At 69.4% G+C, this 20,842-nt stretch carries 16 protein-coding genes and 3 pseudogenes; 8 read left to right on the top strand and 11 right to left on the bottom strand.

Annotated features, from left to right (window positions below):
• Nucleotides 1-16: 16 nt before the first annotated feature.
• The 8 genes and pseudogenes from GVO57_RS08735 to GVO57_RS08770 form a co-directional block, all read right to left on the bottom strand.
• A complete protein-coding gene (locus GVO57_RS08735) occupies nucleotides 17-769 on the bottom strand; it encodes a phosphoadenylyl-sulfate reductase (RefSeq protein WP_160592816.1) in 753 nt (250 codons plus the stop codon).
• Nucleotides 762-1,190: a DUF934 domain-containing protein gene (locus GVO57_RS08740; protein ID WP_160592817.1), complete on the bottom strand. Its 429-nt coding sequence runs from the start codon at nucleotides 1,188-1,190 to the stop codon at nucleotides 762-764. The genes GVO57_RS08735 and GVO57_RS08740 overlap by 8 nt, the downstream gene beginning before the upstream one ends.
• A pseudogene (locus GVO57_RS08745) lies at nucleotides 1,183-2,816 on the bottom strand (nitrite/sulfite reductase). Before GVO57_RS08745 ends, GVO57_RS08740 begins: the two are co-directional and overlap by 8 nt.
• 3 nt (nucleotides 2,817-2,819) lie before the next feature.
• A complete protein-coding gene (locus tag GVO57_RS08750; RefSeq protein ID WP_160592819.1) occupies nucleotides 2,820-3,233 on the bottom strand; it encodes a hypothetical protein in 414 nt (137 codons plus the stop codon).
• Nucleotides 3,234-3,317: 84 nt separating this feature from the next.
• Nucleotides 3,318-3,614 (bottom strand): DUF2849 domain-containing protein, encoded by a 297-nt coding sequence (locus GVO57_RS08755; protein ID WP_160592820.1) that lies wholly within the window; start codon nucleotides 3,612-3,614, stop codon nucleotides 3,318-3,320.
• A complete protein-coding gene (cobA, locus tag GVO57_RS08760) occupies nucleotides 3,611-4,435 on the bottom strand; it encodes a uroporphyrinogen-III C-methyltransferase (RefSeq protein ID WP_160592821.1) in 825 nt (274 codons plus the stop codon). Before cobA ends, GVO57_RS08755 begins: the two co-directional genes overlap by 4 nt.
• Nucleotides 4,436-4,492: 57 nt before the next feature.
• Nucleotides 4,493-5,923: a succinylglutamate-semialdehyde dehydrogenase gene (gene astD / locus GVO57_RS08765; RefSeq protein WP_160592822.1), complete on the bottom strand. Its 1,431-nt coding sequence runs from the start codon at nucleotides 5,921-5,923 to the stop codon at nucleotides 4,493-4,495.
• A gap of 33 nt (nucleotides 5,924-5,956) precedes the next feature.
• A complete protein-coding gene (locus GVO57_RS08770) occupies nucleotides 5,957-7,339 on the bottom strand; it encodes a protein adenylyltransferase SelO family protein (RefSeq protein WP_160592824.1) in 1,383 nt (460 codons plus the stop codon).
• A 37-nt stretch (nucleotides 7,340-7,376) separates the two neighbouring features.
• On the opposite strand from GVO57_RS08770, the pseudogene GVO57_RS08775 reads away from it, so the two are divergent.
• Nucleotides 7,377-8,248: pseudogene (locus GVO57_RS08775) on the top strand (alpha/beta fold hydrolase).
• A gap of 105 nt (nucleotides 8,249-8,353) precedes the next feature.
• Nucleotides 8,354-9,760, top strand: coding sequence for an NAD(P)H-dependent flavin oxidoreductase (locus tag GVO57_RS08780; protein WP_160593922.1), 1,407 nt, complete (start codon nucleotides 8,354-8,356; stop codon nucleotides 9,758-9,760).
• An 80-nt stretch (nucleotides 9,761-9,840) separates the two neighbouring features.
• Here the strand turns inward: GVO57_RS08780 and GVO57_RS08785 are convergent, their stop codons facing one another.
• On the bottom strand, nucleotides 9,841-10,830 hold the full coding sequence (locus GVO57_RS08785; RefSeq protein WP_160592825.1) for a 2-hydroxyacid dehydrogenase: 990 nt from the start codon (nucleotides 10,828-10,830) through the stop codon (nucleotides 9,841-9,843).
• Between the two features lie 113 nt (nucleotides 10,831-10,943).
• Between GVO57_RS08785 and GVO57_RS08790 the strand changes: the two genes are divergently transcribed.
• Nucleotides 10,944-11,423 carry an SH3 domain-containing protein gene (locus GVO57_RS08790; protein ID WP_160592826.1) on the top strand — a complete coding sequence of 160 codons (480 nt, stop codon included), beginning with the start codon at nucleotides 10,944-10,946 and terminating at the stop codon, nucleotides 11,421-11,423.
• Nucleotides 11,424-11,465: 42 nt separating this feature from the next.
• Here GVO57_RS08790 and GVO57_RS08795 read toward each other — a convergent pair whose 3' ends face one another.
• Complete coding sequence (locus GVO57_RS08795) at nucleotides 11,466-12,230, bottom strand: hypothetical protein (RefSeq protein WP_160592827.1); 765 nt, start codon at nucleotides 12,228-12,230, stop codon at nucleotides 11,466-11,468.
• A 226-nt stretch (nucleotides 12,231-12,456) separates the two neighbouring features.
• On the opposite strand from GVO57_RS08795, the gene GVO57_RS08800 reads away from it, so the two are divergent.
• The 4 genes and pseudogenes from GVO57_RS08800 (at nucleotide 12,457) to GVO57_RS08815 (ending at nucleotide 17,631) form a co-directional block, all read left to right on the top strand.
• Nucleotides 12,457-12,930 (top strand): hypothetical protein, encoded by a 474-nt coding sequence (locus GVO57_RS08800; RefSeq protein WP_160592828.1) that lies wholly within the window; start codon nucleotides 12,457-12,459, stop codon nucleotides 12,928-12,930.
• 38 nt (nucleotides 12,931-12,968) lie between these two features.
• Nucleotides 12,969-14,288 (top strand): annotated as a pseudogene (locus tag GVO57_RS15620) (DNA-packaging protein).
• Nucleotides 14,289-14,348: 60 nt separating this feature from the next.
• Entirely contained in the window at nucleotides 14,349-16,544 is a 2,196-nt protein-coding gene (locus GVO57_RS08810) for a TonB-dependent hemoglobin/transferrin/lactoferrin family receptor (RefSeq protein ID WP_160592829.1), read from the top strand.
• 49 nt (nucleotides 16,545-16,593) lie between these two features.
• The gene (locus tag GVO57_RS08815; RefSeq protein ID WP_160592831.1) at nucleotides 16,594-17,631 is read left to right on the top strand and encodes a DUF6607 family protein; all 1,038 of its coding nucleotides are present in this window, start codon (nucleotides 16,594-16,596) and stop codon (nucleotides 17,629-17,631) included.
• Nucleotides 17,632-18,153: 522 nt separating this feature from the next.
• Here GVO57_RS08815 and GVO57_RS08820 read toward each other — a convergent pair.
• Nucleotides 18,154-19,155 carry a DMT family transporter gene (locus GVO57_RS08820; RefSeq protein ID WP_160592832.1) on the bottom strand — a complete coding sequence of 334 codons (1,002 nt, stop codon included), beginning with the start codon at nucleotides 19,153-19,155 and terminating at the stop codon, nucleotides 18,154-18,156.
• Between the two features lie 189 nt (nucleotides 19,156-19,344).
• Here GVO57_RS08820 and GVO57_RS08825 point away from each other — a divergent pair, with 189 nt between their 5' ends.
• On the top strand, nucleotides 19,345-20,838 hold the full coding sequence (locus GVO57_RS08825) for a CoA-acylating methylmalonate-semialdehyde dehydrogenase (RefSeq protein ID WP_160592833.1): 1,494 nt from the start codon (nucleotides 19,345-19,347) through the stop codon (nucleotides 20,836-20,838).
• Nucleotides 20,839-20,842: the final 4 nt, after the last annotated feature.

Genomic DNA, 20,842 nt, shown 5'->3' on the forward strand with positions numbered 1-20,842 from the left:
TGGGAATCCCGGCCTGTTAGAACACCGGATCGTCGGCGCCGCCCTTGCCGTGGATGCCGCATTCGGTCTTGTCCCAGCCGCGCCAGCGCCCGGCGCGCGGGTCTTCGCCCGGGCGGACTTTGCTGGTGCAGGGCGAGCAGCCGATCGACGGATAGCCCTCGGCCTCGAGCGGATGGCGCGGCAGCTCGTGCGCGGCGAAATAGGCGTCGAGATCGCCCTTGCTCCAGTCGGCAAGCGGATTGATCTTCAGCCGTCCGTCCTCGATCTCGAAGCGGGGCAAAGCGACGCGCGTTTTCGCCTGAAAGCCCTTGCGCCCCGAAATCCATGCATCGAAGCCGCCAAGCGCGCGGTCGAGCGGCTCGACCTTGCGGAGCGCGCAGCAGCCATCGGGGTCATAGGACCAGCGCAGGCTGGTCTGGTCCTTGAGCGCCAGCTGATAGGGGTCGGGGCGGAACACCCGCAGGTCGACAAAGCCCAGCCGTTCCGCCAGCTCGTCGCGATAGGCAAGGGTCTGCCCGAACATCTTCTGGGTGTTGATGAAGATCAGCGGCACCTGGCGGTCGACCGCCGCGACCAGATGGAGCAGCACCGCCGATTCGGCGCCGAACGAGGAGACGAGCGCCACCCGCCCGGCCAGTTCGGGCAGCAGCGCGGCCAGCATGTCGGCCGTCGCCACCCCGGCAAAACGCGCCTCGAGTGCTGCGGCATCGGCAGGCGTGAAGGCCGGGGCGGTGTCGATCCGGTCGGCGGCGCGGGCGGGATCAGCCATGGCGCAGCTTCCACACCGGCGCCCGGTCATCGGCGGCCGCCTGATAGACATGGCGATAGCGCGCGAGCGCCGTATCGACCGCCGCCCGGTCGATCGGCACGCGCGGGGCAAAGCTGTCGAACCCCGCCCGGCGCATCGGCACGATCTGGTCGATCAGCACATCGCCCTCGGCGCGCAGTTCGCCGGCATAGCCATGTTCGCGCAGGATGCGCGCCGCCGAATAGCCGCGCCCGTCGCGAAAGCCCGGAAAGGCGATTTCGATGAGTCGCAGCCGCTGCAGATGGGGCAGCAGCGCGCGGGCATCGTCGCCCGGCTCGATCCGGACCGCGCCGGCATCGGCCTGGGCAAGAAAGGCATCCAGCGTCACCGCCGGCTCTTCGGCGGGGTCGTCGTCGCGCAGCCTGAGCAGCTGATCAGCCATAGATCGCCTCCTTGAACGGATCCATGCCGACCCGGCGATAGGTGTCGACAAAGCGTTCGCCCTCGGCACGCAGCGCCAGATAGCGGTCGGTGACGCGCTCGATCGCGTCGACGACGCCGTCCTCGTCAAAGCCCGGTCCGGTGATGCGGCCGAGGCTGACGTCCTCCGCCCCCGAACCGCCGAGCAGCAGCTGATAGTTTTCGGTGCCTTTGCGGTCGACGCCCAGAATGCCGATATGGCCGGCATGGTGATGGCCGCAGGCGTTGATGCAGCCGCTGATCTTGAGCTTGAGTTCGCCAAGGTCGCGCTGCCGCGCCGGATCGGCGAAGCGCCGCGCGATCTTCTGCGCGACCGGGATCGACCGGGCATTGGCAAGGCTGCAATAATCAAGGCCCGGGCAGGCGATGATGTCGGTGATCAGATCAAGATTGGCCTCGGCCAGCCCGGCGGCGACCAGCGCGTCCCACACCGCTTTCAGATCGGCGCGCGCGACATGCGGCAGCACGATGTTCTGGGCATGGGAGATGCGCAGCTCGTCATGGCTGTAGCGTTCGGCAAGATCGGCGATCAGGTCGATCTGGTCGGCGCTTGCATCGCCCGGAATGCCGCCCACCGGTTTCAGGCTGATATTGACGATGGCGTGCCCCGGCACCTTGTGTGGCGCGACATTGCGGTCGATCCAGGCGGCAAAGGCCGGATCGGCGGGCGCTTCGTCGCCATCGTCGCGGGGGGTGAGCGCGGGCCCGGCAAAAAAGCCGGTGATCCGCGCCAGTTCGGCAGCCGGCGGGTCGATGCCCAGCGTCAGCACATGGGCGAATTCCTCATCGACCTGGCGGCGATATTCATCGGCCCCGATCTCGTGCAGCAGGATCTTGATCCGCGCCTTGTAGATGTTGTCGCGCCGGCCATAGCGGTTGTAGACGCGCAGGCACGCCTCGACATAGCTGATCAGCTGGTCGGCGGGAACGAAATCGCGGATCAGATGCGCGATCATCGGCGTGCGGCCCATGCCGCCGCCGGCATAGATGCGCGCGCCCAGCGTGCCGTCCGCCCCCGCACGATCTGGATGCCGATATCGTGCAGCCGCATCGCCGCGCGGTCGGTGTCGCTGGCAATGACCGCGATCTTGAACTTGCGCGGCAGATAGCTGAACTCGGGGTGAAAGCTGCTCCACTGGCGCAGCAGCTCGGCCCAGGGGCGGGGATCGGTCACCTCGTCGGCGGCCGCGCCTGCATATTGGTCCGAACTGATGTTGCGGATGCAATTGCCCGACGTCTGGATGGCATGCATCTCGACCGTCGCCAGCTCGGCCAGAATATCGGCCGCGTCCTCCAGCCGGATCCAGTTGAACTGGATGTTCTGGCGCGTCGTGAAATGGCCATATCCCCGGTCATAGCGGCGCGCGATATGGCCGAGCATCCGCATCTGCCGGCTGTCGAGCGTGCCATAGGGAATGGCGACGCGCAGCATATAGGCATGGAGCTGGAGATAGAGACCGTTCATCAGCCGGAGCGGCTTGAACTGGTCTTCGGTCATCTGCCCCGACAGGCGGCGCGCGACCTGATCGCGAAACTCGTCCACCCGCGCGGCGACCATCGCCGTGTCATAGCTGTCGTATCTGTACATGCTCTACCTTTGCGGGCCGCTGACGGCGGCCGGAGGAAGGGGGGATGCGGGCGGCAGGACCGGCGCGATCGGGCGCAGCCGCTGGTGCCGGACGATGCGGCCAAGCTGCGCGAGACGACGGCCATCGATGCTGACCTCGCGGTGCGCGCGGCGGATCGCTTCGAACGCCGCCTGAGTGGCCGGATCGGCATAGCCGTCGGCGCTGCGGTAGTGGACGGTGACCAGCAGATCCCAGCCCGCGGCGTCGCCATCGGCATTTTCATGCAGCGTATAGCCGTCGAACCAGCCCTGTTCGGTCGCCACCCGGTCCATCGCCAGCCAGTTGGCGACGATGTAGCGGGCAAGCGCCGCGCGCGCGCCAGGCTCTGCCTTCAGATAGGTTTGCTCGACCATCCCCGGCGCCGTGGTCGCGGACATGGTCGGGGCGGGGGCCGGGGCGGGGCCGGGACGGGGGCCGGGGCGGCAGGGCCGAGCAGCAGGGCGAAGGTGGCCGCGATCATGTCAGATCACCCAGCTGCCGGCACCCGGATCGGCGGGCTGGAGCGACAGGTCGGGCCGGACGGTGGGGCCGAGCGCGCGGATGCGGTCCTTGATATGGGCCGGGCGTGGACCGTCGGGGCCGGCGACCGCATCGACGACATAGGGCACATTCACCCGCCGCGCCCCTTCCTCGCGGTGGGCGATCGCCTCGCCGTCCTGGCCGACATCGACGGCGTCGGCGATGTGGCGCGACCAGCCGCTGCCGGTCCACCAGATGACATCGCCCGAGCCGAGATCGTTTCCGGTCAGCAGCTTCATGCCCGCGCCCCCGCCGTCACCGCCGCCGTCACCGCCGCCGTTACCGCTGGGTGCGCGTCTGCCAGCGCCAGCATGTCCTGCGCGCGGCCGAGCGCCGCGACTTCGCCTACCACGATCAGCGCCGGGCTGGCGACGCGCGCCCGCTCGATCAGCCCGCCCAGATCGGCAAGCAGCGTGCGGAGCGCCCGCGACCCCGGCCGGGTGCCGCGTTCGAGCACGGCGACCGGCATAGCCGGCGACACGCCGTCGGCGATCAGCTTGTCGGCAATGTCGGCCCCGGTCGCGACGCCCATATAGATGACGAGCGTGCGGCCCTGCCCGGCCAGGCCAGACCAGTCCTGATCGGCCAGCCCCTTGCACTGGCCGGCGACGAAGCTGACCGCGCTCGACCAGTTGCGATGGGTGAGGGGCAGCATCGCCTCCGCCGCGCAGCCGAGCGCGGCGGACACGCCGGGCACCACCTCGACCGCGATGCCCGCTGCTTGGCAGGCTTCGGCCTCTTCGCCGCCGCGGCCGAAGATGAACGGATCGCCGCCCTTCAGCCGGACGACGCGGCGGCCCGCACGCGCCTCGGCGACCAGCAGGGCGTTGATCTCCTCCTGCGGCATCGAATGGCGGCTGCGCGATTTGGCGACCGACACGCGCGGTGCCGGGCTCATGTCGAGGATCCGGGGATCGACCAGCCCGTCATGGACGAGCAGATCGGCCTCGGCCAGCAGCCGGGCGGCCTTCAGCGTCAGCAGGTCCGGATCGCCGGGGCCCGCGCCCACCAGCCAGACGCGCCCCTGTCGGGCGCCGGGTGAAGAGGATGCACCTGTCATGCCCGCCACATGGGACGGGGCGCCGACAGCGGCAAAGCAGCGATGCTTGGGCGGGCTTTAGCTGAGCTTTTCAGTGGCCGGATCGGCCAGCCCGACGCCGATTGCCGCGCGCGGCTGTTCGGCCTCGGTCGAGACGACCGGATAGGCGCAGTAATCGGCGGCATAATAGGCGCTTGGCCGGTGATTGCCCGACCAGCCGATCCCGCCAAAAGGCGCGGCGGACGACGCGCCGTTGGTCGGCCGGTTCCAGTTGACGATCCCGGCCCGGATATTGGCCCAGAACTGGTCGTAATGCGCCGGGGTGCCGCCGATCAGCGCGGCCGACAGGCCATAGCGCGTGGCATTGGCCTCGATGATCGCCGCCTCGAAATCGGCGACGCGCACCACCTGCAGCACCGGGCCGAACATTTCGGCATCGGGCCGGTCGGCAATGCCGGTCATGTCGATGAGGCCCGGTTTCAGGAACGGGCGGCTTTCATCGGGGCGTTCCAGATGCTTGATCACCCGGCCGCCCTTCATCATCAGCGCGAGGAACCCCTCGGTCAGGCTGTCGGCCGCATCATTGTCGATCACCGGGCCCAGAAAGGGCGCGGGCGTCGCATGGGGATGGTCGATGATCAGCCGCTCGGTCAGCTTCAGAAGCTCGGCCATCAGCGGCTCGTAAAGCCCGTCGCGCACGATCAGCCGCCGCGCCGCCGTGCAGCGCTGCCCGGCCGACATGAACGCCGACTGGACGATCAGCGCCGCCGCCGCGCCCAGATCGCCGGTGTCCCAGGCGATGATCGGATTGTTGCCGCCCATTTCCAGCGCCAGGATTTTCTCCGGCGTCTCGGCAAACTGGCGGTTGAGCGCCAGGCCGGTGCGCGCGGAGCCGGTGAACAGCAGCCCGTCAATCCCGTCATGGGCGGCAAGCGCCCGGCCCTGGTCCGGCCCGCCGATGACCAGCCGGATCACGCCTTCGGGAATGCCCGCCTCGCGGTAGAGCGCGACCAGCGCCGCACCGACCGCCGGGGTCTTTTCCGACGGCTTGAACACCACCGCATTGCCGGCAAGCAAGGCGGGCACGATATGGCCGTTGGGCAGATGGGCGGGAAAGTTATAGGGGCCGAGCACCGCCAGCACGCCGTGCGGCTTGTGCCGGAGCGCCATCTTCGCGCCCATCGCGCCTTCCAGCCGCTTCTTGCCCGTCCGCTCGCTATAGGCGGAGACCGAGATGTCGACCTTGGCGATCACGCTCTCGACTTCGGTGCGCGCTTCCCACAGCGGCTTGCCCGTCTCGCGCGCGATCAGGTCGGCCAGCTTCTCGGCTTCGGCGCGGACATGGTTGGCGAAGCGGCGCAGCGTTTCCATGCGCACGGTGAAGGGCCGCGACGCCCAGTCCACCCATGCGGCGCGCGCCAGCGCCACTTCGTGATCGACATCGCTGACGGGGGCGCGCCACAGTTCGGCACCGGTCGCGGGTTCAAGGGACAGCAGCTCGGGCGTCATCTGCCCGCCTTCCAGCACCCGGCCCGGCCCCGGTCAAGCCGCAAGTGCCGCACCCATGCGCCGGATCGCGGCGATCTTGGCTGCAAGCGGCTGCCAGTCATCGGCCCCGGCGATGCGCGCCCAGATCGCCTCCACCTCGTCGATATGCATGCTGCACGGCGCGTCGTCCTGCCAATAGGGATGATCGGTCGCGCGGGCCGCCTGCCGCGCGGCGACCGCATCCACAAAGGGCGCAAAGGCCGGCAGCGTGTAGAGCGGATCGGCGGGCGAGGGGCCGCGCCGCGCGCCGCCCGCCCAGTCGAAGAAGAAGCGGTCAATCTCCACCCCGGTTTCGATCAGCCCCTGCTCGATCGCCCGCACCAGCGCGACATCGGCCTCGGCATCGGTCGGCGCCACGCCCAGCCGCCACAGCATCCGTTCGACCAGCGCCGCGCGGTAGAGCGGGGCGAACCGGTCCAGCTCCGCGATCATCGCATCGACATCGGCGATGTCGCGCAGCGCGCCCGCCAGCTGCACGGCGTTCCACTGGATCGCCTCGGGCTGGCGGCCAAAGGCGTAAAGCCCGGTCTGGTCGAAATAGGCGGCGACGAAGCCGGTGTCGAAGCGCGGGGTGAAGCGCCACGGACCGTAATCGAAGCTTTCGCCGCTCACATTGATGTTGTCGGTGTTGAGCACGCCGTGGACGAAGCCGGCGGCGATATAGCTGGCGGCGAGCTGCGCGGTCGCGGCGACGACATGGCGCAGCAGCGCCACCGGATCGCCGCTGTCATCGCCGTGATAGGTCTGAAGCGCGTGCGCGGTCAGCCGTTCAAGGCCCTGCCGGTCGCCCAGATAGGCGAGCCGCTGGAAGCTGCCGATGCGGATATGGCCATGGCTCATCCTGACCAGCACGGCCGAGCGGGTGGGCGAGGGTTCGTCGCCCCGGTGCAGCTGTTCGCCGGTTTCGATCACCGAAAAGGTACGCGACGTGGTGACGCCCAGCGCTTCGAGCATTTCGGTGGCCAGGATCTCGCGCACCGCGCCTTTGAGCGTCAGCCGCCCGTCGCCGAACCGGCTATAGGGCGTCTGGCCCGACCCCTTGGTGCCCAGATCGCGCCAGCGGCCGCCCGCATCCCGCAGCTGAGCGAACAGAAAGCCGCGCCCGTCGCCGATTTCGGGATTGTACACGCGGAACTGATGGCCGTGATAGCGCAGCGCCAGCGGCTGCGGCAGATTGCCCGGCAGCGGCGCGAAGCGGGCGAAATGCGCGATCCAGGCGGCATCGTCCAGCCCGCCCAGCCCGATCGCCGCCGCCGCCCGGTCGTTCCTGAACCGCAGCCTTGCCTGCGGAAAATCGGCCGGTTCGACCGGATCGGCAAGGAAATCGGCAACGGCTGCGATCGGCACGTCAGGCTGGGGTTGCGGGGCATCGGCCATGCCGTGATATGGGGGCCTTGGGCAGTGGGACGCAAGCATGGCCGGGTTCGCGCACGGATATTGGTGGTCGAACGACGGGCTGAGGCTGCATTACCGCGACTATGCGGGCGGGGCCGATGGCCGGCCGCCGATCCTGTGCCTGCCGGGGCTGACCCGCAATGCGCGCGATTTCGCGGCGCTGGCCGAACGGCTGAGCCCGGCATGGCGGGTGATCGCGCCCGAGTTTCGCGGCCGCGGCGAGAGCGCCTATGCCAAGGATCCGATGAGCTATGTCCCGCTCACCTATGTGCAGGACGTGGAGGCGCTGATCCGGCATCTGGAGCTCAAGGCATTCGTGTCGATCGGCACCTCGCTGGGCGGGCTGGTGACGATGCTGATGGCAGGTGCCGAGCGCGATCGGCTGAAGGGCGTCGTGCTCAACGATGTCGGGCCGGCGCTCGAACCGGCGGGGCTGGCGCGCATCCGTACCTATGTCGGCAAGGGGGCAATTGGCCGACCTGGCTGCACGCCGCCCGCGCGCTCGCCGACACCAACCGCCATGCCTATCCGGGCTATCGGATCGAGGACTGGCTGGCGATGGCCAAGCGGCTTTACCGCCTGTCGTCATCGGGCCGCATCGTCATCGATTATGATCCGCGCATCGCCGAGCCGATGCGTCTGCCGGGCGGGGAGGCGGGGATCGACCTGTGGCCCGCGCTTGAACCGTTGCGCGGCGTGCCGCTCGTCATCCTGCGCGGGGCGCTGTCCGATCTGCTCGCCGAGGCGACGGTGGCGCGGATGCAGCAGATGCTGCCGCTGGCCGAGGCGGTGACCGTGCCGGGTGTCGGCCATGCGCCGACCCTTGCCGAGCCGGAGGCGATGGCGGCGATCGACCGCCTGCTCGCGCGTGCCTGGCCGGTTGCGGGCTGAGCCGGGCGGCCTGGCCTCGGAAGGGCCGTGTTGCAGGCACATGAAAAACCGGTTTTGCGCTCCGCATGAAATCCATGCATAGGGCGCAGCATGACTGCAGCGACCATGGGGTTTAAGGGCCTTCGCCCGATCATTTACGCCGGCCGGGAAGTCTGGCCGCTTGTCGAGGGGGGCAAGGGGGTTTCGGCCACCAACCATGCCAGTTCGGGCGCCTGGGCGGCGGCCGGGGGCATCGGCACGGTGTCGGCCGTCAATGCCGACAGCTATGATGCCGAGGGCCGGGTGATCCCCCAGGTCTATCGCGCGCGCACCCGCCGCGAGCGGCATGAAGAGCTGATCCAATATGCAATCGACGGCGCCGTGGAGCAGGTGCGCCGCGCCTATGAGATGGCGGGCGGCCGCGGGGCCATCAACATCAACGTGCTGTGGGAAATGGGCGGCGCGCAGCGCGTGCTGCACGGCGTGCTGGAGCGGACGCGCGGGCTGGTGGCGGGGGTGACCTGCGGCGCAGGCATGCCCTATAAGCTGTCGGAGATCGCGGCGTCCTACGGCGTCAGCTATCTGCCCATCGTCAGTTCGGCGCGCGCCTTCCGTGCGCTCTGGAAGCGCGCTTATTCCAAGGCTTCCGAATGGCTTGGCGCGGTGGTCTACGAAGATCCCTGGCTGGCCGGCGGGCATAACGGCCTGTCCAACGCCGAAGATCCGCTCAAGCCCGAAGATCCCTATCCGCGCGTCAAGGCGCTGCGCGAGACGATGCGCGAGGGCGGCATTTCGGACGATGTGCCGATCGTGATGGCCGGCGGCGTCTGGTATCTGCGCGACTGGAACGACTGGATCGACAATCCGGAACTGGGCACCATCGCCTTTCAATATGGCACGCGCCCGCTGCTGACCAAGGAAAGCCCGATCCCCGATGAGTGGAAGGCGCGGCTGATGACGCTGGAGGAGGGCGATGTCCTGCTTCACCGTTTCTCGCCGACCGGCTTTTATTCCTCGGCGGTGCGCAATCCCTTCCTGCGCGACCTTGAGGCGCGGTCCGAACGGCAGATCGCCTTTTCGACCGAGGCTGCGGGCGATCACCAGTATCAGCTCGATGTCGGCGTGCGCGGCAAGAACTTCTGGGTGACGCGCGGCGATCTGCTGCGCGCGCGCGAATGGCATGGCCTGGGCTTTACCGATGCGCTGAAAACGCCCGACAACACGCTCGTCTTCGTCACGCCCGAGGACAAGGTGGTGATCCGCAAGGATCAGGCCGACTGCATGGGCTGCCTCAGCCAGTGCGCCTTTTCGTCCTGGGCGGACAATGAGGAAAACTCGACCGGGCGGCTGGCCGATCCGCGCAGCTTCTGCATCCAGAAGACGCTGCAGGACATCGCCCATGGCGGCGATGTGGAGCGCAACCTGATGTTTGCCGGCCACAATGCCTATAACTTCAAGCGCGATCCCTTCTATTCGAACGGGTTCGTGCCGACGGTCAAGCAGCTGGTCGACCGCATCCTGACCGGCGACTGAGGCCGCGCGCCGGGACCGGGCGTTTCACCGCCCGGCCCCGGCACCGCTCAGGTCCGGCGTTGACCAGGTCCGCAGTTAACTCAGGCCCAGCCTTCCAGCACCTGATCGGGCGGTCGGTGGCCGTCCGCCCAGATGCGGATATTGGCGATCACCTTTTCCCCCGTCGCGTGGCGCGCCTCGATGGTGGCCGACGCCATGTGCGGCAGCAGCACGACATTGGGCAGCCCGATCAGCCGCGGATCGACCGCCGGCTCGTGCGCGAACACGTCCAGCCCGGCCCCGGCGATCACGCCCTGTTCGAGCGCGGCGATCAGCGCCGGTTCGTCGACGATCTCGCCCCGGGCGATGTTGATCAGATAGCCCTGCCGCCCGAGCAGCGCGAGGCGGCGCGCGTCGATCAGATGATGGGTCGAGGCGTTGTGCGGGCAGTTGATCGACAGCATGTCGATTTCGGTCAGCATGTCGTCCAGTTCGGCATGGTAGGTCGCATCGACCGCCTTTTCGACGACATGGGGCAGGCGGCGGCGGTTATGGTAATGGATCGCGATGCCGAAGCCGCGCGCGCGCAGCGCGATCGCCTGGCCGATCCGGCCCATGCCGACAATGCCCAGCTTCTTGCCCGACACGCGCCGCCCGAGCATCGCGGTCGGCCCCCAGCCGGCCCATTCGCCCGACCGGACCAGCCTTTCGCCCTCGGACAGCCGGCGCGGCACGGCCAGGATCAGCGCCATCGCCATGTCGGCGGCATCGTCGGTCAGCACGCCCGGCGTGTTGGTGACCAGGATGTCGCGCGCCCGCGCCGCCGCCAGATCGATATGATCGACGCCATTGCCGTAATTGGCGATCAGCTTCAGCCGCGGGCCGGCGGCGGCGATCAGCGTGGCATCGATGCGGTCGACGATGGTCGGCACCAGCACATCGGCATCGGCGATCAGCGCGGCGAGCCGGTCGGGGCTGGGGGGGCGCTCCTCGGCCAGCGGCACGACATCGAACAGCTCGCGCATCCGCGCTTCGATCGCGTCGGGCAAGCGGCGCGTGACGACGACCCTGGGGCGAGCAAGAACAGCCATGGCAGGAGCTAGGCGGGCCGGGCCGCGCGCGTCAAGCTCGGGACGGGCAGTGAGACTGGCCGGGCTTGAAGCGCGTCCCCGCGTCGGGCAACACGAGCGCCATGAATGCTGCCATGATGAAGCGGGCCCTGATCTTCACGCTCGCGCTGCTGCTGCCGGCGGGCGAGGCGCTCGCGCTCCAGAAGACGCCGCCTTACTGGGCGTCGATCGTCCCCGGTCAGGCGCGCACCCGCACCGGGCCGGGGCGCAATTATCCGGCGATGTGGATGTATCAGCGGCGCGGCCTGCCGGTCCGGGTGGTCGCCGTGTTCCCCGCCTGGCGCAAGGTCGAGGATCCGGACGGCGCGCAGGGCTGGATGCAGGCCAATATGCTGAGCGATGATCGCATGGCGATGGTGCGTGGCGGCGAAGCGGCGCTGCGCACCCGGCCGGAGGCGGGGGCGCCGGTCGCGTGGCGCGCCGCTGACGGGGTGATCGGGCGGCTGCGCGCCTGCGCCGATGGCTGGTGCGAGCTGGATATTGCCGGCCGGCGCGGCTGGGTGGAAACCGGGCGGCTGTGGGGCGTTGCCCCGGACGAGCGCCTGAACCCTTAAGCCCTCTAAGCCCCTGAATCCCAGCCCTCGGCGCGGTGCGGTTCAGCCGCCGGGCGGGGCCATCGCCACCCCGGCAGCGCCGGTTCGGGTGTCGATGGCGATGATCCGCACCGCCCGCCCGGCGAGCGACGTTGCCGGGATCCGCGCGGCGAACATGCCGGTCTGCCCGGCATAATCGAGCCGGTGGCGCGCGCTTTCCCGGCCTGCGGCATCGATGATCACCGCCGACACCTCGAACCGGGCCGAATCCCACAGCCCGCCCGGTTCGATCGGGCAGCCGCACATCAGCATGACCCGCGCGGCGATGCGCGCCGATCCGTCCCGCTCCGGCGGCGCGGGCGGCGCGGGGCGCACGACCAGCCCCGGCAGTTCGAGCACGATCCCGTCGCCAAGCGTCGCCGACGCGCCGGGGACCAGCCAGCGCGTGACCGCCACGCTGACCGCCGATTGCGGATCGCTGACCGGTCCATAGGCGCTGATCTGGACAAGCTGTGGCCGGTCGAGATCGAGCGTCGCGCGGAACGCGGCGGTGCCGTCATCGGCGAGCGCCGCCCCGCGCGGCTGCGGCCCCATGATGCGGGCAGTGTCGCCGGTGCCGCCGCTCGTCGGCCCTTCGGCCAGCAGCCGCCCGGTCGCGGCGTCGGCGATCCGCACCATCGCCCCGCCCATCGACGAGCCGACATATTTGCCGCCCTGGCTGAGCACGCGGACCGTTACTGGCGTCGGCTCGGCCGCAGCGGGCAGAACGGGCAGGGCCGCCGCCAGCACGCCCGGCAGCAGGTGTCGCAAGATGCTGAGATCGGTCATCGGGTGGTGGTCCTTTGCCTGTGTCGTCCCGTGTGCGGCGAAGCGCCGGGTCGCCACAGCCTAGCAGCGCGGTCCCGGCTGCGGAAATACGCACCGGCCGCTGTGACAGACGAACCGATCTGGCACATGCAACTTGACAAAAACGGCCATATGCGCTAGAAGTATAAGACTTGGCCGTGATTTGCTCCGGCCATGGCCCCATCCTTCCCCTTTATTGGATATCGCCATGACCGAACGGCAATTCCGGCCGTCGCGGCGCTTTGCCGGCGCTGCGCGGACCCGTTTTCTCGATGCGCTGGCGGGGTGTGCGACCGTCCGTGACGCCGCGCGCGCTGCCGGCGTCTCGGCCGACACCGTCTATCGCCACCGGCTGCGCGATGCCGGATTCCGGGCCGATTGGGCGCGCGCGATCGACCAGGCCTATGCCCGCATCGAGGCCGAACTGATCGGCGATGCCGCCGCCGCCCTGACCGGCGTGGCCGCTGCAGCACCGGAAGATGGTCTGCCGGCCCATGTCGTCCCGTCTTCTGACAAACTGGTCTGGGACCGGGCGCTGCAATTGCTGCGGCTGCACCGGACGGGCGCGCGCGTGGATTCCGATGCGGCCGGCCAAAAGGGCAGCACCATGCCGGTGGAAGAGGCGCGAGCACGGCTGCTCGCCCGGCTGGCGGCGATGGGCCTGATCGGACGGGCGGACTGACCGGCAGCGTTGTGGCGCGTGCATATGGGGGGATTGGCATGACCGGAACCAGATCGATCAAGGACGATCCGCGCACATGGCTGGAGGCGTTGCGCGGCCTGCCCCCCGATGCCGTGCTGAAGGCTTTGCGCACCCTGCCCGAGGCGGTGTCGTTCGCGCTTGCCGATGACTGGCACAGCTTTGCACTTGACGGGCAGCGGCCGCCGCCCGGCGACTGGCGGATCTGGCTGCTGATGGCGGGGCGCGGCTATGGCAAGACGCGCGCCGGGGCGGAATGGGTGTCGGCGCTGGCGCGTGCCGATGGCCGGCTGCGCATCGCGCTCGTTGGCGCGACGCTCGACGATGTGCGCCAGGTGATGGTGGAGGGCGAAAGCGGCATCCTCGCCGTTGCCCGCGCGCATGAACGGCCGCGCTGGTATCCCAGCCGCCGGCTGCTGCGCTTCTGTTCGGGGCGGAGGCCTATGCCTATTCGGCGGAACGGCCTGACAGCCTCAGGGGTCCGCAGCATCATCATGGCTGGTGCGACGAACTGGCCAAATGGCGGCGTGCCGATGCGGCCTGGGACAATCTGCGCCTGGGCCTGAGGCTGGGCGCGGACCCGCGCGTGCTCATCACCACCACGCCCCGGCCCACGCCGCTGATCCAGCGCATTCTGGGCCTGCCCGATACGGCTGTGGCGCGCGGGCGGACCGCGCAGAACCCGCATCTGGCAGCCTCGGTGCGCGCCGATCTGCAGGCCAGCTATGGCGGCACCCGGCTCGGCCGGCAGGAACTGGATGGCGAGATGCTCGCCGATATCGAGGGCGCGCTGTGGAGCCGCGCGGCGATCGAGGCGGCGCGGCGGCCCCGGCCGGCGGCGCTCGCCCGCGTGGTGATCGGCGTCGATCCGCCGGCCAGCGCGGGGGCGTGTGCGGGCTGGTCGTGGCCGGGGCCGATATGGCCGGGCGGCTTTACGTGCTGGGCGATGCCAGCCTGTCGGCGCCGCCGCATGGCTGGGCCGCCGCCGTCGCCGTCGCCGCGCGCGACTGGCAGGCCGATCTGGTGGTGGCCGAGGCCAATCAGGGCGGGGACATGGTGGGGCGGTGCTCGCCGCCGCCGATGTCGCGCTGCCGGTGCGGCTGGTTCATGCCAGCCGGGGCAAATCGGCGCGGGCCGAACCGGTGGCGCTGCTGTTCGAGCGCGGGCTGGCGCATCTGGCCGGGCGCTTCCCGGCACTTGAGGACCAGATGGCCGGGCTGCTGGCGGGCGGCGGCTATGCCGGGCCGGGCAGCAGCCCCGACCGGGCCGATGCGATGGTGTGGGCGATGACCGCGCTGATGGGCGGCGCACGGCCCCGTGCAGGCGTGCGTCGCCTTTGACGATGAACCGCGCCATAATTGCTATTGCGAATCTATCTCATTCGCAATAGCAGCCGGGACATGCTCATCTCCTCGCTCCTTGCCGCGGCCGCCAATGCCGCTCTCGCCGCCGCCCACGCCGCCGCCGACGCCGCGCCCGCCGCCGAAGCCGGTCCGGTCATCACCGTCACCGCCACCCGCGAACCGCGCAGCGTCGACGAGGTGCCGGCGATCGTCACCGTGATCGACGCCAACCGGATCGCCGATGAACTGGCGAGCGACGTGCGCGATCTGGTCCGCTTTGAACCCGGCATCACCGTGCGCCGCGCGCCCAGCCGCTTCGGCGCGGCGTTCGGATCGACGGGGCGCGACGGCAATTCCGGGATCAACATCCGCGGGATCGAGGGCAACCGCGTGCTCATCCAGGTCGATGGCGTGCGCGTGCCCGACGGGTTCGAATTCGGCGCCCAGGCGGCCGGGCGCGGTGATTATGTCGATCTGGGGCTGATCAAGTCGGTCGAGATCCTGCGCGGCCCGGCCTCGGCGCTCTATGGCAGCGACGGGCTGGCCGGGGCGATCAGCTTCCAGACCAGCGATCCCGAGGATCTGCTGACCGGCGGCCAGGATTTTGCCGGCAGCGCGCGCGCCGCTTATGACAGCGCCGATCAGCAATGGTCGAACACCGCGATCCTGGCCGGCCGGTCGGGCGACTGGTCCGCGCTCATCGCCTATACGCGGCGCGACGGGCAGGAACTGGATAATCAGGGCACCAATGATGCGCCCAACGCCAATCGCACCACCCCCAATCCGCAGGACACGGGCGGCAATGCGGTGCTCGGCAAGCTGGTCTGGGCGCCCGATGCCGCCAACCGCATCCGCCTGACCGCCGAATATAATGACAACCGCATAGCGACCAATGTGCTAAGCGGGGTCGCCCCCGTGGCGACGGCGGCGACCAGCGTGATCGGGCTGACGGCGCGCGACACGGTCAGCCGCCACCGCGTCTCGCTCGACTGGCGGCGCGAAAGCGACGGCGCGATCCGCTTCCTGCAGGCAAGCCTCTGGTATCAGGACGGCGAGAACCGCCAGTTCACCGCCGAGGACCGCAACACCGCCGCCGACCGCACCCGGCTCAACACCTTCAACAACCGCGTCATCGGTGCGGCGCTCGAGCTGCGCTCGACGCTCACCACCGGCCCGATCAGCCACAGCCTCGTCTATGGCGCGGACGGCTCGATCACCCGTCAGAACGGGCTGCGCGACGGCACGGTGCCGCCGGCCGGCGAGACCTTCCCGACGCGGGCGTTCCCGACCACCGATTTCACGCTCGCCGGGCTGTTCCTGACCGACGAGATCCGCATCGCCGACGGGGCGGTGACGCTGTTTCCCGCGCTCCGGTTCGATCATTTCTCGCTCGATCCGCGCGCCGATGCGCTGCTGCCGCAATTCCGCGCGGCCGAACAGAGCGGATCGCGCCTGTCGCCCAAGCTTGGCGCGACGGCGCGGCTGGGTGGAGGGCTCAGCCTGTTCGGCCAATATGCGCAGGGGTTCCGTGCCCCGTCGCCGACCCAGGTCAACAACTTCTTCTCCAACCCGCTGCAGAACTATATCTCGATCGCCAATCCCGAGCTGAGGCCGGAAACCAGCGCGACGGTCGAGGGCGGGGTGCGGTTCGGCAGCCGCGAGGTGTCGGCCAGCGTCACCGCATTCCAGGCGCGCTACCGGCGCTTCATCGCCCAGCAGCTGGTGGGCGGCACGCTGACCCCGACCGATCCGGGTGTGTTCCAGTTCGTCAATCTCGACCGGGTGCGGATCAATGGCTGGGAAGGGCGGCTCGACTGGCGCAGCCGTTCGGGCGTGACCACGCGCTTTGCCATCGCCTATGCCAAGGGCGATGTGATCGCCCCCGATGGCGGCCGCAGCCCGCTGGTGACGATCAACCCGGTCAATGTCGTGGTCGGGGCCGGCTATCGCGATCCGGGCGGGCGGTTCGGCGGCGAACTGATCCTGACGTCGAGCGCGCGCAAGGCCGCCGACCGCGCCGACGGGCTGTGCACCGGGCCGTGTTTCCGCCCCGAAGGCTTCACCATCCTTGATGTGACGGCGTTCTGGCGGCTGTCGCCTGCGCTCACCCTGCGCGCCGGCATCTTCAACCTGACCGACGCCAAACATGCGTGGTGGGCCGATGTCCGCGGCCTGCCCGCCAGCTCGACGATCACCGACGCCTTCACCCAGCCCGGCCGCAATGTCAGCGCATCGATCACCGCGCGCTTCTGACCGGCTCGGCAGCTTGCCATCCAAACACCAGAAAATGGGGAGAAAAAACATGAAACTCAGGCATATGCTGCTTGCCGCAGCCCTTATCCTCAGCCCCTTTGCCGGGGTGGCGGTGGCCGATCCCGGCCGGGCGGGCCAAGAATCGAAGGGCCAGGAATCGGCGGGCCAGGACTTGGCAGTGCAGTCGCCGCGTCTGGGCGCGGACGAGGCGGCGGCCTTTGCCGCCGACCGGGCGGCGATCCTTGCCATGGCCGGCGATTACCGCGTCCGCTTCGACATGCAGGAAGCGACCGCATGGGCCGAAGGCTATCAGCCGCTCGACCGCAAAATCTCCGGCGGGCACGAGATCGTCCGGGTGATCGAGGACAGCGGCCGGCATATCAAGCTGCAGCATCTGCTGGTCGTCAGCCATGACGGCAAAAGCCATGTCATCAAGCATTGGCGGCAGGACTGGACCTATGAGCCGGAAACCGTGCTCACCTATCAGGGCAAGGGCCGCTGGGCGCTGACCCCGGTCGGCGCGGGCGAGCGGCGCGGGGCATGGTCGCAGACCGTCTGGCAGACCGACGATTCGCCGCGTTACGGCGGGGTCGGGCGCTGGACGCTCACGGGCGGCGTGCCGCGCTGGCGCTCGGGCTGGACGTGGCGGCCGCTCGCGCGGCGTGATGCGGTGCGGAAGCCCGTCTATGACCGCTATCTGTCGATCAACCGCCATTCACCGGCCCCCGGCGGCGGCTGGATCCACTGGCAGGACAATCTGAAAATGGGTGCCGAGACCGCCGGCGGCCCGCCCCGGCCGATCGTGCAGGAATATGTGCTCAACAGCTATAGCCGCTTTGGCGATTATGACGTCGCGGCCGGCGACAGCTATTGGCTGAAGACCAAGGACTATTGGGCCGGTGTGCGCGCGGCGTGGGACGAGGCGATTGCGCGCGGCCGCGGCGTCAATGTGGCCGAAGAGGCGGAGACCGGCTCCGTCGTCGCCGCGCGGCTGATGGAACTGGCCGATGAGGTTGCAGCCGAAAAGCGCGCGGCCCGCCCGGCGGTGGCCGAGGCGCGGGCGCTGATCGCCAGGCACAGCCGGTAAACGCCTGAACGGGCGCTGATCCCCCAAACTGGCCCGCCCCGCTGTCCCGGCTCTGGCTGCCGGGCAGAGCCACGGGGCGGGCATCCTTTTGCGCGCCCGCTTGCAAGGCGGCCGCCGCAATGTCACCTTGCCGTCATCGCAGCCGTTCGGGGGGATGAGCATGCACAGGGGCAGGAGTTTTTCTCAGGCGCGGGCGCAACGCCCGGCGGGTCTGGCCCGCGCAGCTTTGCCGCCCGCGTCGACACGCCGGCATTTCGCGACGAACTGGCCCGTGCCCGCGCCCATGTCGCGGCGCTGGAGGCGGAATATCGCGCCGCCGCCGCAAGGGCGCGCACCGGTGCGGATGCCGTCCGGCCGGATGCGGGGCCTGCCCCTCTGCTTGGCCGGTCGCCCATCGACCGGGCCTGCAATGCCGCGATCTGGGCGGTGATCGCGCTGCCTGTGGTGCTGGGCATCGCGGCGCTGGTCCGCCGGCTGATTTTCGGCTGACCGGTCCCTGACTGACTGGCGCAGGAGCGCGGCTCAGCGCGGAGCGGGTTCGGCTCCGGTTTCGGGCCCGTCCCCGCCTTCGACCTCGTCCCCGCCGTCGACCTCGTCCTCGCCTTCGACCTCGGCAATGTCCGCCGGGCCGGCGGCGCTGGTCGCGCGGCGCTTCAGCCGGTGCTCGCGATAGACGATGTAGAGCCCGCTGCCGATGATCAGCGGCGCACCTGCCCATAAGGTCGGGCCGGGAACGGTGCCGAACACCAGCCAGCCGATCAGCGCTGCCCAGATCAGGTTCGAATAATCGATCGGCAGCACCACCGACACCGGTGCCAGCCGCAGCGACGCGGTCAGGCCCAGCTGCGCGAGCGCCCCGGTGATGCCGAGCGCGAGCAGCAGGCCGAAGGTCGGCACGTCATGCACCCTGGCGGCGACCGGCATGGCGAGCGCGAGCGCCGCCGTGCCCATCACCGTGAACCAGAACACCGTCGTGGTCGCGCTTTCCGTCCGCCCGATCTGGCGCAGCGTGATGCTGACCCCGGCCACCACCAGCGCCGCCGTCAGCCCGACCGCGACCCCCAGCGGCGGCAGCGCGGCATTGCGTGGATCGACCACCAGCGCCACGCCGACAAAGCCGACCACCACCGCCGACCAGCGGTGCCGGCCGACCTTTTCCTTCAGGATCAGCGCCGACAGGATGGTGGCGAAGATCGGCGTGGTGAACAGGATGACCGTCGCCTCGGCGAGCGGCAGCAGCAGATAGGTGCTGAAGTTGAGCGCCATGCCGGTGAGACCGATCAGCGTGCGCCAGCCATGCGCGCCCAGCCTTTTGGTGCGTACCGACGCCAGGCCGGGGCCGGCCCACAGCCAGCCGAGCACCAGCGGCAGCGCCAGCGCCTGGCGGTAGAAGATGCTCTCGACGAGCGACACGTCATGCGCCTCGACGAGCTTGACGAGCGTGAACATGATGGTGAGCGCAATCGCTGCGGCAAGCCGGATCAGGATCGCAAGCAAGGGGCGTTCGGCGCGCATCGCAGCCATTAATCGGGCCTCCTGAGGTCGAGCCCGGCCATCATCTCCGCTCTCATCTCTCCCTCTTGTGCGGAATCGGCGGACGGCGCTAGGGGCCGGGTAAGAAAAGCACGAAACAAAATTGCGTCCCCCTTCGCCGTCCCCGGACGGCAGCAGGCAGATCGCCGCCTCGGCGGCAGCAGGAGAGTTGACCGGCTTATGCGCGAGATTTCCCATGTCATCGTCGGCGATGCCGGCGTTTCGCCCCGCACGGGCGAGGTGTTCGACCCCAATAGCGGCCAGGTGCAGGCGCGGGTGGCGCTGGGCGACCGGGCGCTGCTCGACCGCGCGGTGGCGGCGGCCGAAGCCGCCCAGCCGGCCTGGGCGGCGACCAACCCGCAGCGCCGCGCCCGCGTGATGTTCCGGTTCAAGGAACTGGTCGAAGCGAACATGGACGAGCTCGCCCGGCTGCTGTCGTCCGAACATGGCAAGGTGATCGCCGACGCCAAGGGCGACATCCAGCGCGGGCTTGAGGTGATCGAGTTCTGCTGCGGCATCCCCCATGCGCTGAAGGGCGAATACAGCCAGGGCGCCGGCCCCGGCATCGATGTCTATTCGATGCGCCTGCCGCTTGGCATCGGTGCGGGGATCACGCCGTTCAACTTCCCGGCGATGATCCCGATGTGGATGTTCGGCCCGGCAATCGCCTGCGGCAATGCCTTCATCCTGAAGCCGTCGGAGCGCGATCCCTCGGTCCCCGTTCGCCTCGCCGAACTGATGCGCGAGGCCGGGCTGCCCGAAGGCGTGCTGCAGGTCGTGCACGGCGACAAGGAAATGGTCGATGCGATCCTCGACCATCCGGCGATTGCCGCGGTCAGCTTTGTCGGCTCGTCCGACATCGCCCATTATGTCTATCGGCGCGGTGTCGATGCCGGCAAGCGCGTGCAGGCGATGGGCGGGGCCAAGAATCACGGCATCGTCATGCCCGATGCCGACATGGATCAGGTGGTGAAGGACCTGACCGGCGCTGCCTATGGCTCGGCCGGCGAACGCTGCATGGCGCTGCCGGTGGTCGTTCCGGTCGGCGAGGCGACGGCCGACAGGCTGCGCGAGGCGCTGCTGCCGGCGATCGCGGCGCTGCGCATCGGCGTGTCGACCGATGCCGACGCGCATTACGGGCCGGTGGTCAACGCCGCCCACAAGGCGCGGGTCGAACAATGGATCCAGACCGGCGTCGATGAAGGCGCGGAACTGGTCGTCGACGGGCGCGGCTTTACCCTTCAGGGGCATGAGCAGGGCTTTTTCATCGGCCCGAGCCTGTTCGATCATGTCACGCCGGAGATGCAGAGCTACAAGGAGGAGATCTTCGGCCCGGTGCTGCAGATCGTCCGCGCGCCCGATTTCGAAACCGCGCTGCGCCTGCCGAGCGCGCATCAATATGGCAATGGCGTCGCGATCTTCACAAGGAACGGCCATGCCGCGCGCGAGTTCGCCGCCCGCGTCAATGTCGGCATGGTCGGCATCAACGTGCCGATCCCGGTGCCGGTCGCCTATCACAGCTTTGGCGGCTGGAAGCGTTCGGCGTTCGGCGACACCAACCAGCACGGCATGGAAGGCGTCCGGTTCTGGACGCGGATCAAGACCGTGACCCAGCGTTGGCCCGACGGCTCGCCCGACGGCGGCAACGCGTTCGTCATTCCGACCATGGGCTGAACCG

Origin of the sequence: Sphingomonas changnyeongensis (assembly GCF_009913435.1) — a bacterium.
Classification (GTDB): Bacteria; Pseudomonadota; Alphaproteobacteria; order Sphingomonadales; family Sphingomonadaceae; genus Sphingomonas_B; species Sphingomonas_B changnyeongensis.

What these genes read in the sequence shown, in the direction of transcription:
- GVO57_RS08820 (WP_160592832.1), bottom strand. Translation starts at nt 19,155, where the DNA reads ATGGCTGCGATGCGCGCCGAACGCCCCTTGCTTGCGATCCTGATCCGG.
- GVO57_RS08810 (WP_160592829.1), top strand. Translation starts at nt 14,349, where the DNA reads ATGCTCATCTCCTCGCTCCTTGCCGCGGCCGCCAATGCCGCTCTCGCC.
- GVO57_RS08825 (WP_160592833.1), top strand. Translation starts at nt 19,345, where the DNA reads ATGCGCGAGATTTCCCATGTCATCGTCGGCGATGCCGGCGTTTCGCCC.
- GVO57_RS08780 (WP_160593922.1), top strand. Translation starts at nt 8,354, where the DNA reads ATGGGGTTTAAGGGCCTTCGCCCGATCATTTACGCCGGCCGGGAAGTC.
- GVO57_RS08800 (WP_160592828.1), top strand. Translation starts at nt 12,457, where the DNA reads ATGACCGAACGGCAATTCCGGCCGTCGCGGCGCTTTGCCGGCGCTGCG.
- GVO57_RS08735 (WP_160592816.1), bottom strand. Translation starts at nt 769, where the DNA reads ATGGCTGATCCCGCCCGCGCCGCCGACCGGATCGACACCGCCCCGGCC.
- GVO57_RS08790 (WP_160592826.1), top strand. Translation starts at nt 10,944, where the DNA reads ATGATGAAGCGGGCCCTGATCTTCACGCTCGCGCTGCTGCTGCCGGCG.
- GVO57_RS08795 (WP_160592827.1), bottom strand. Translation starts at nt 12,230, where the DNA reads ATGACCGATCTCAGCATCTTGCGACACCTGCTGCCGGGCGTGCTGGCG.
- GVO57_RS08750 (WP_160592819.1), bottom strand. Translation starts at nt 3,233, where the DNA reads ATGTCCGCGACCACGGCGCCGGGGATGGTCGAGCAAACCTATCTGAAG.
- cobA (WP_160592821.1), bottom strand. Translation starts at nt 4,435, where the DNA reads ATGACAGGTGCATCCTCTTCACCCGGCGCCCGACAGGGGCGCGTCTGG.
- GVO57_RS08770 (WP_160592824.1), bottom strand. Translation starts at nt 7,339, where the DNA reads ATGGCCGATGCCCCGCAACCCCAGCCTGACGTGCCGATCGCAGCCGTT.
- GVO57_RS08785 (WP_160592825.1), bottom strand. Translation starts at nt 10,830, where the DNA reads ATGGCTGTTCTTGCTCGCCCCAGGGTCGTCGTCACGCGCCGCTTGCCC.
- GVO57_RS08815 (WP_160592831.1), top strand. Translation starts at nt 16,594, where the DNA reads ATGAAACTCAGGCATATGCTGCTTGCCGCAGCCCTTATCCTCAGCCCC.
- GVO57_RS08740 (WP_160592817.1), bottom strand. Translation starts at nt 1,190, where the DNA reads ATGGCTGATCAGCTGCTCAGGCTGCGCGACGACGACCCCGCCGAAGAG.
- GVO57_RS08755 (WP_160592820.1), bottom strand. Translation starts at nt 3,614, where the DNA reads ATGAAGCTGCTGACCGGAAACGATCTCGGCTCGGGCGATGTCATCTGG.
- astD (WP_160592822.1), bottom strand. Translation starts at nt 5,923, where the DNA reads ATGACGCCCGAGCTGCTGTCCCTTGAACCCGCGACCGGTGCCGAACTG.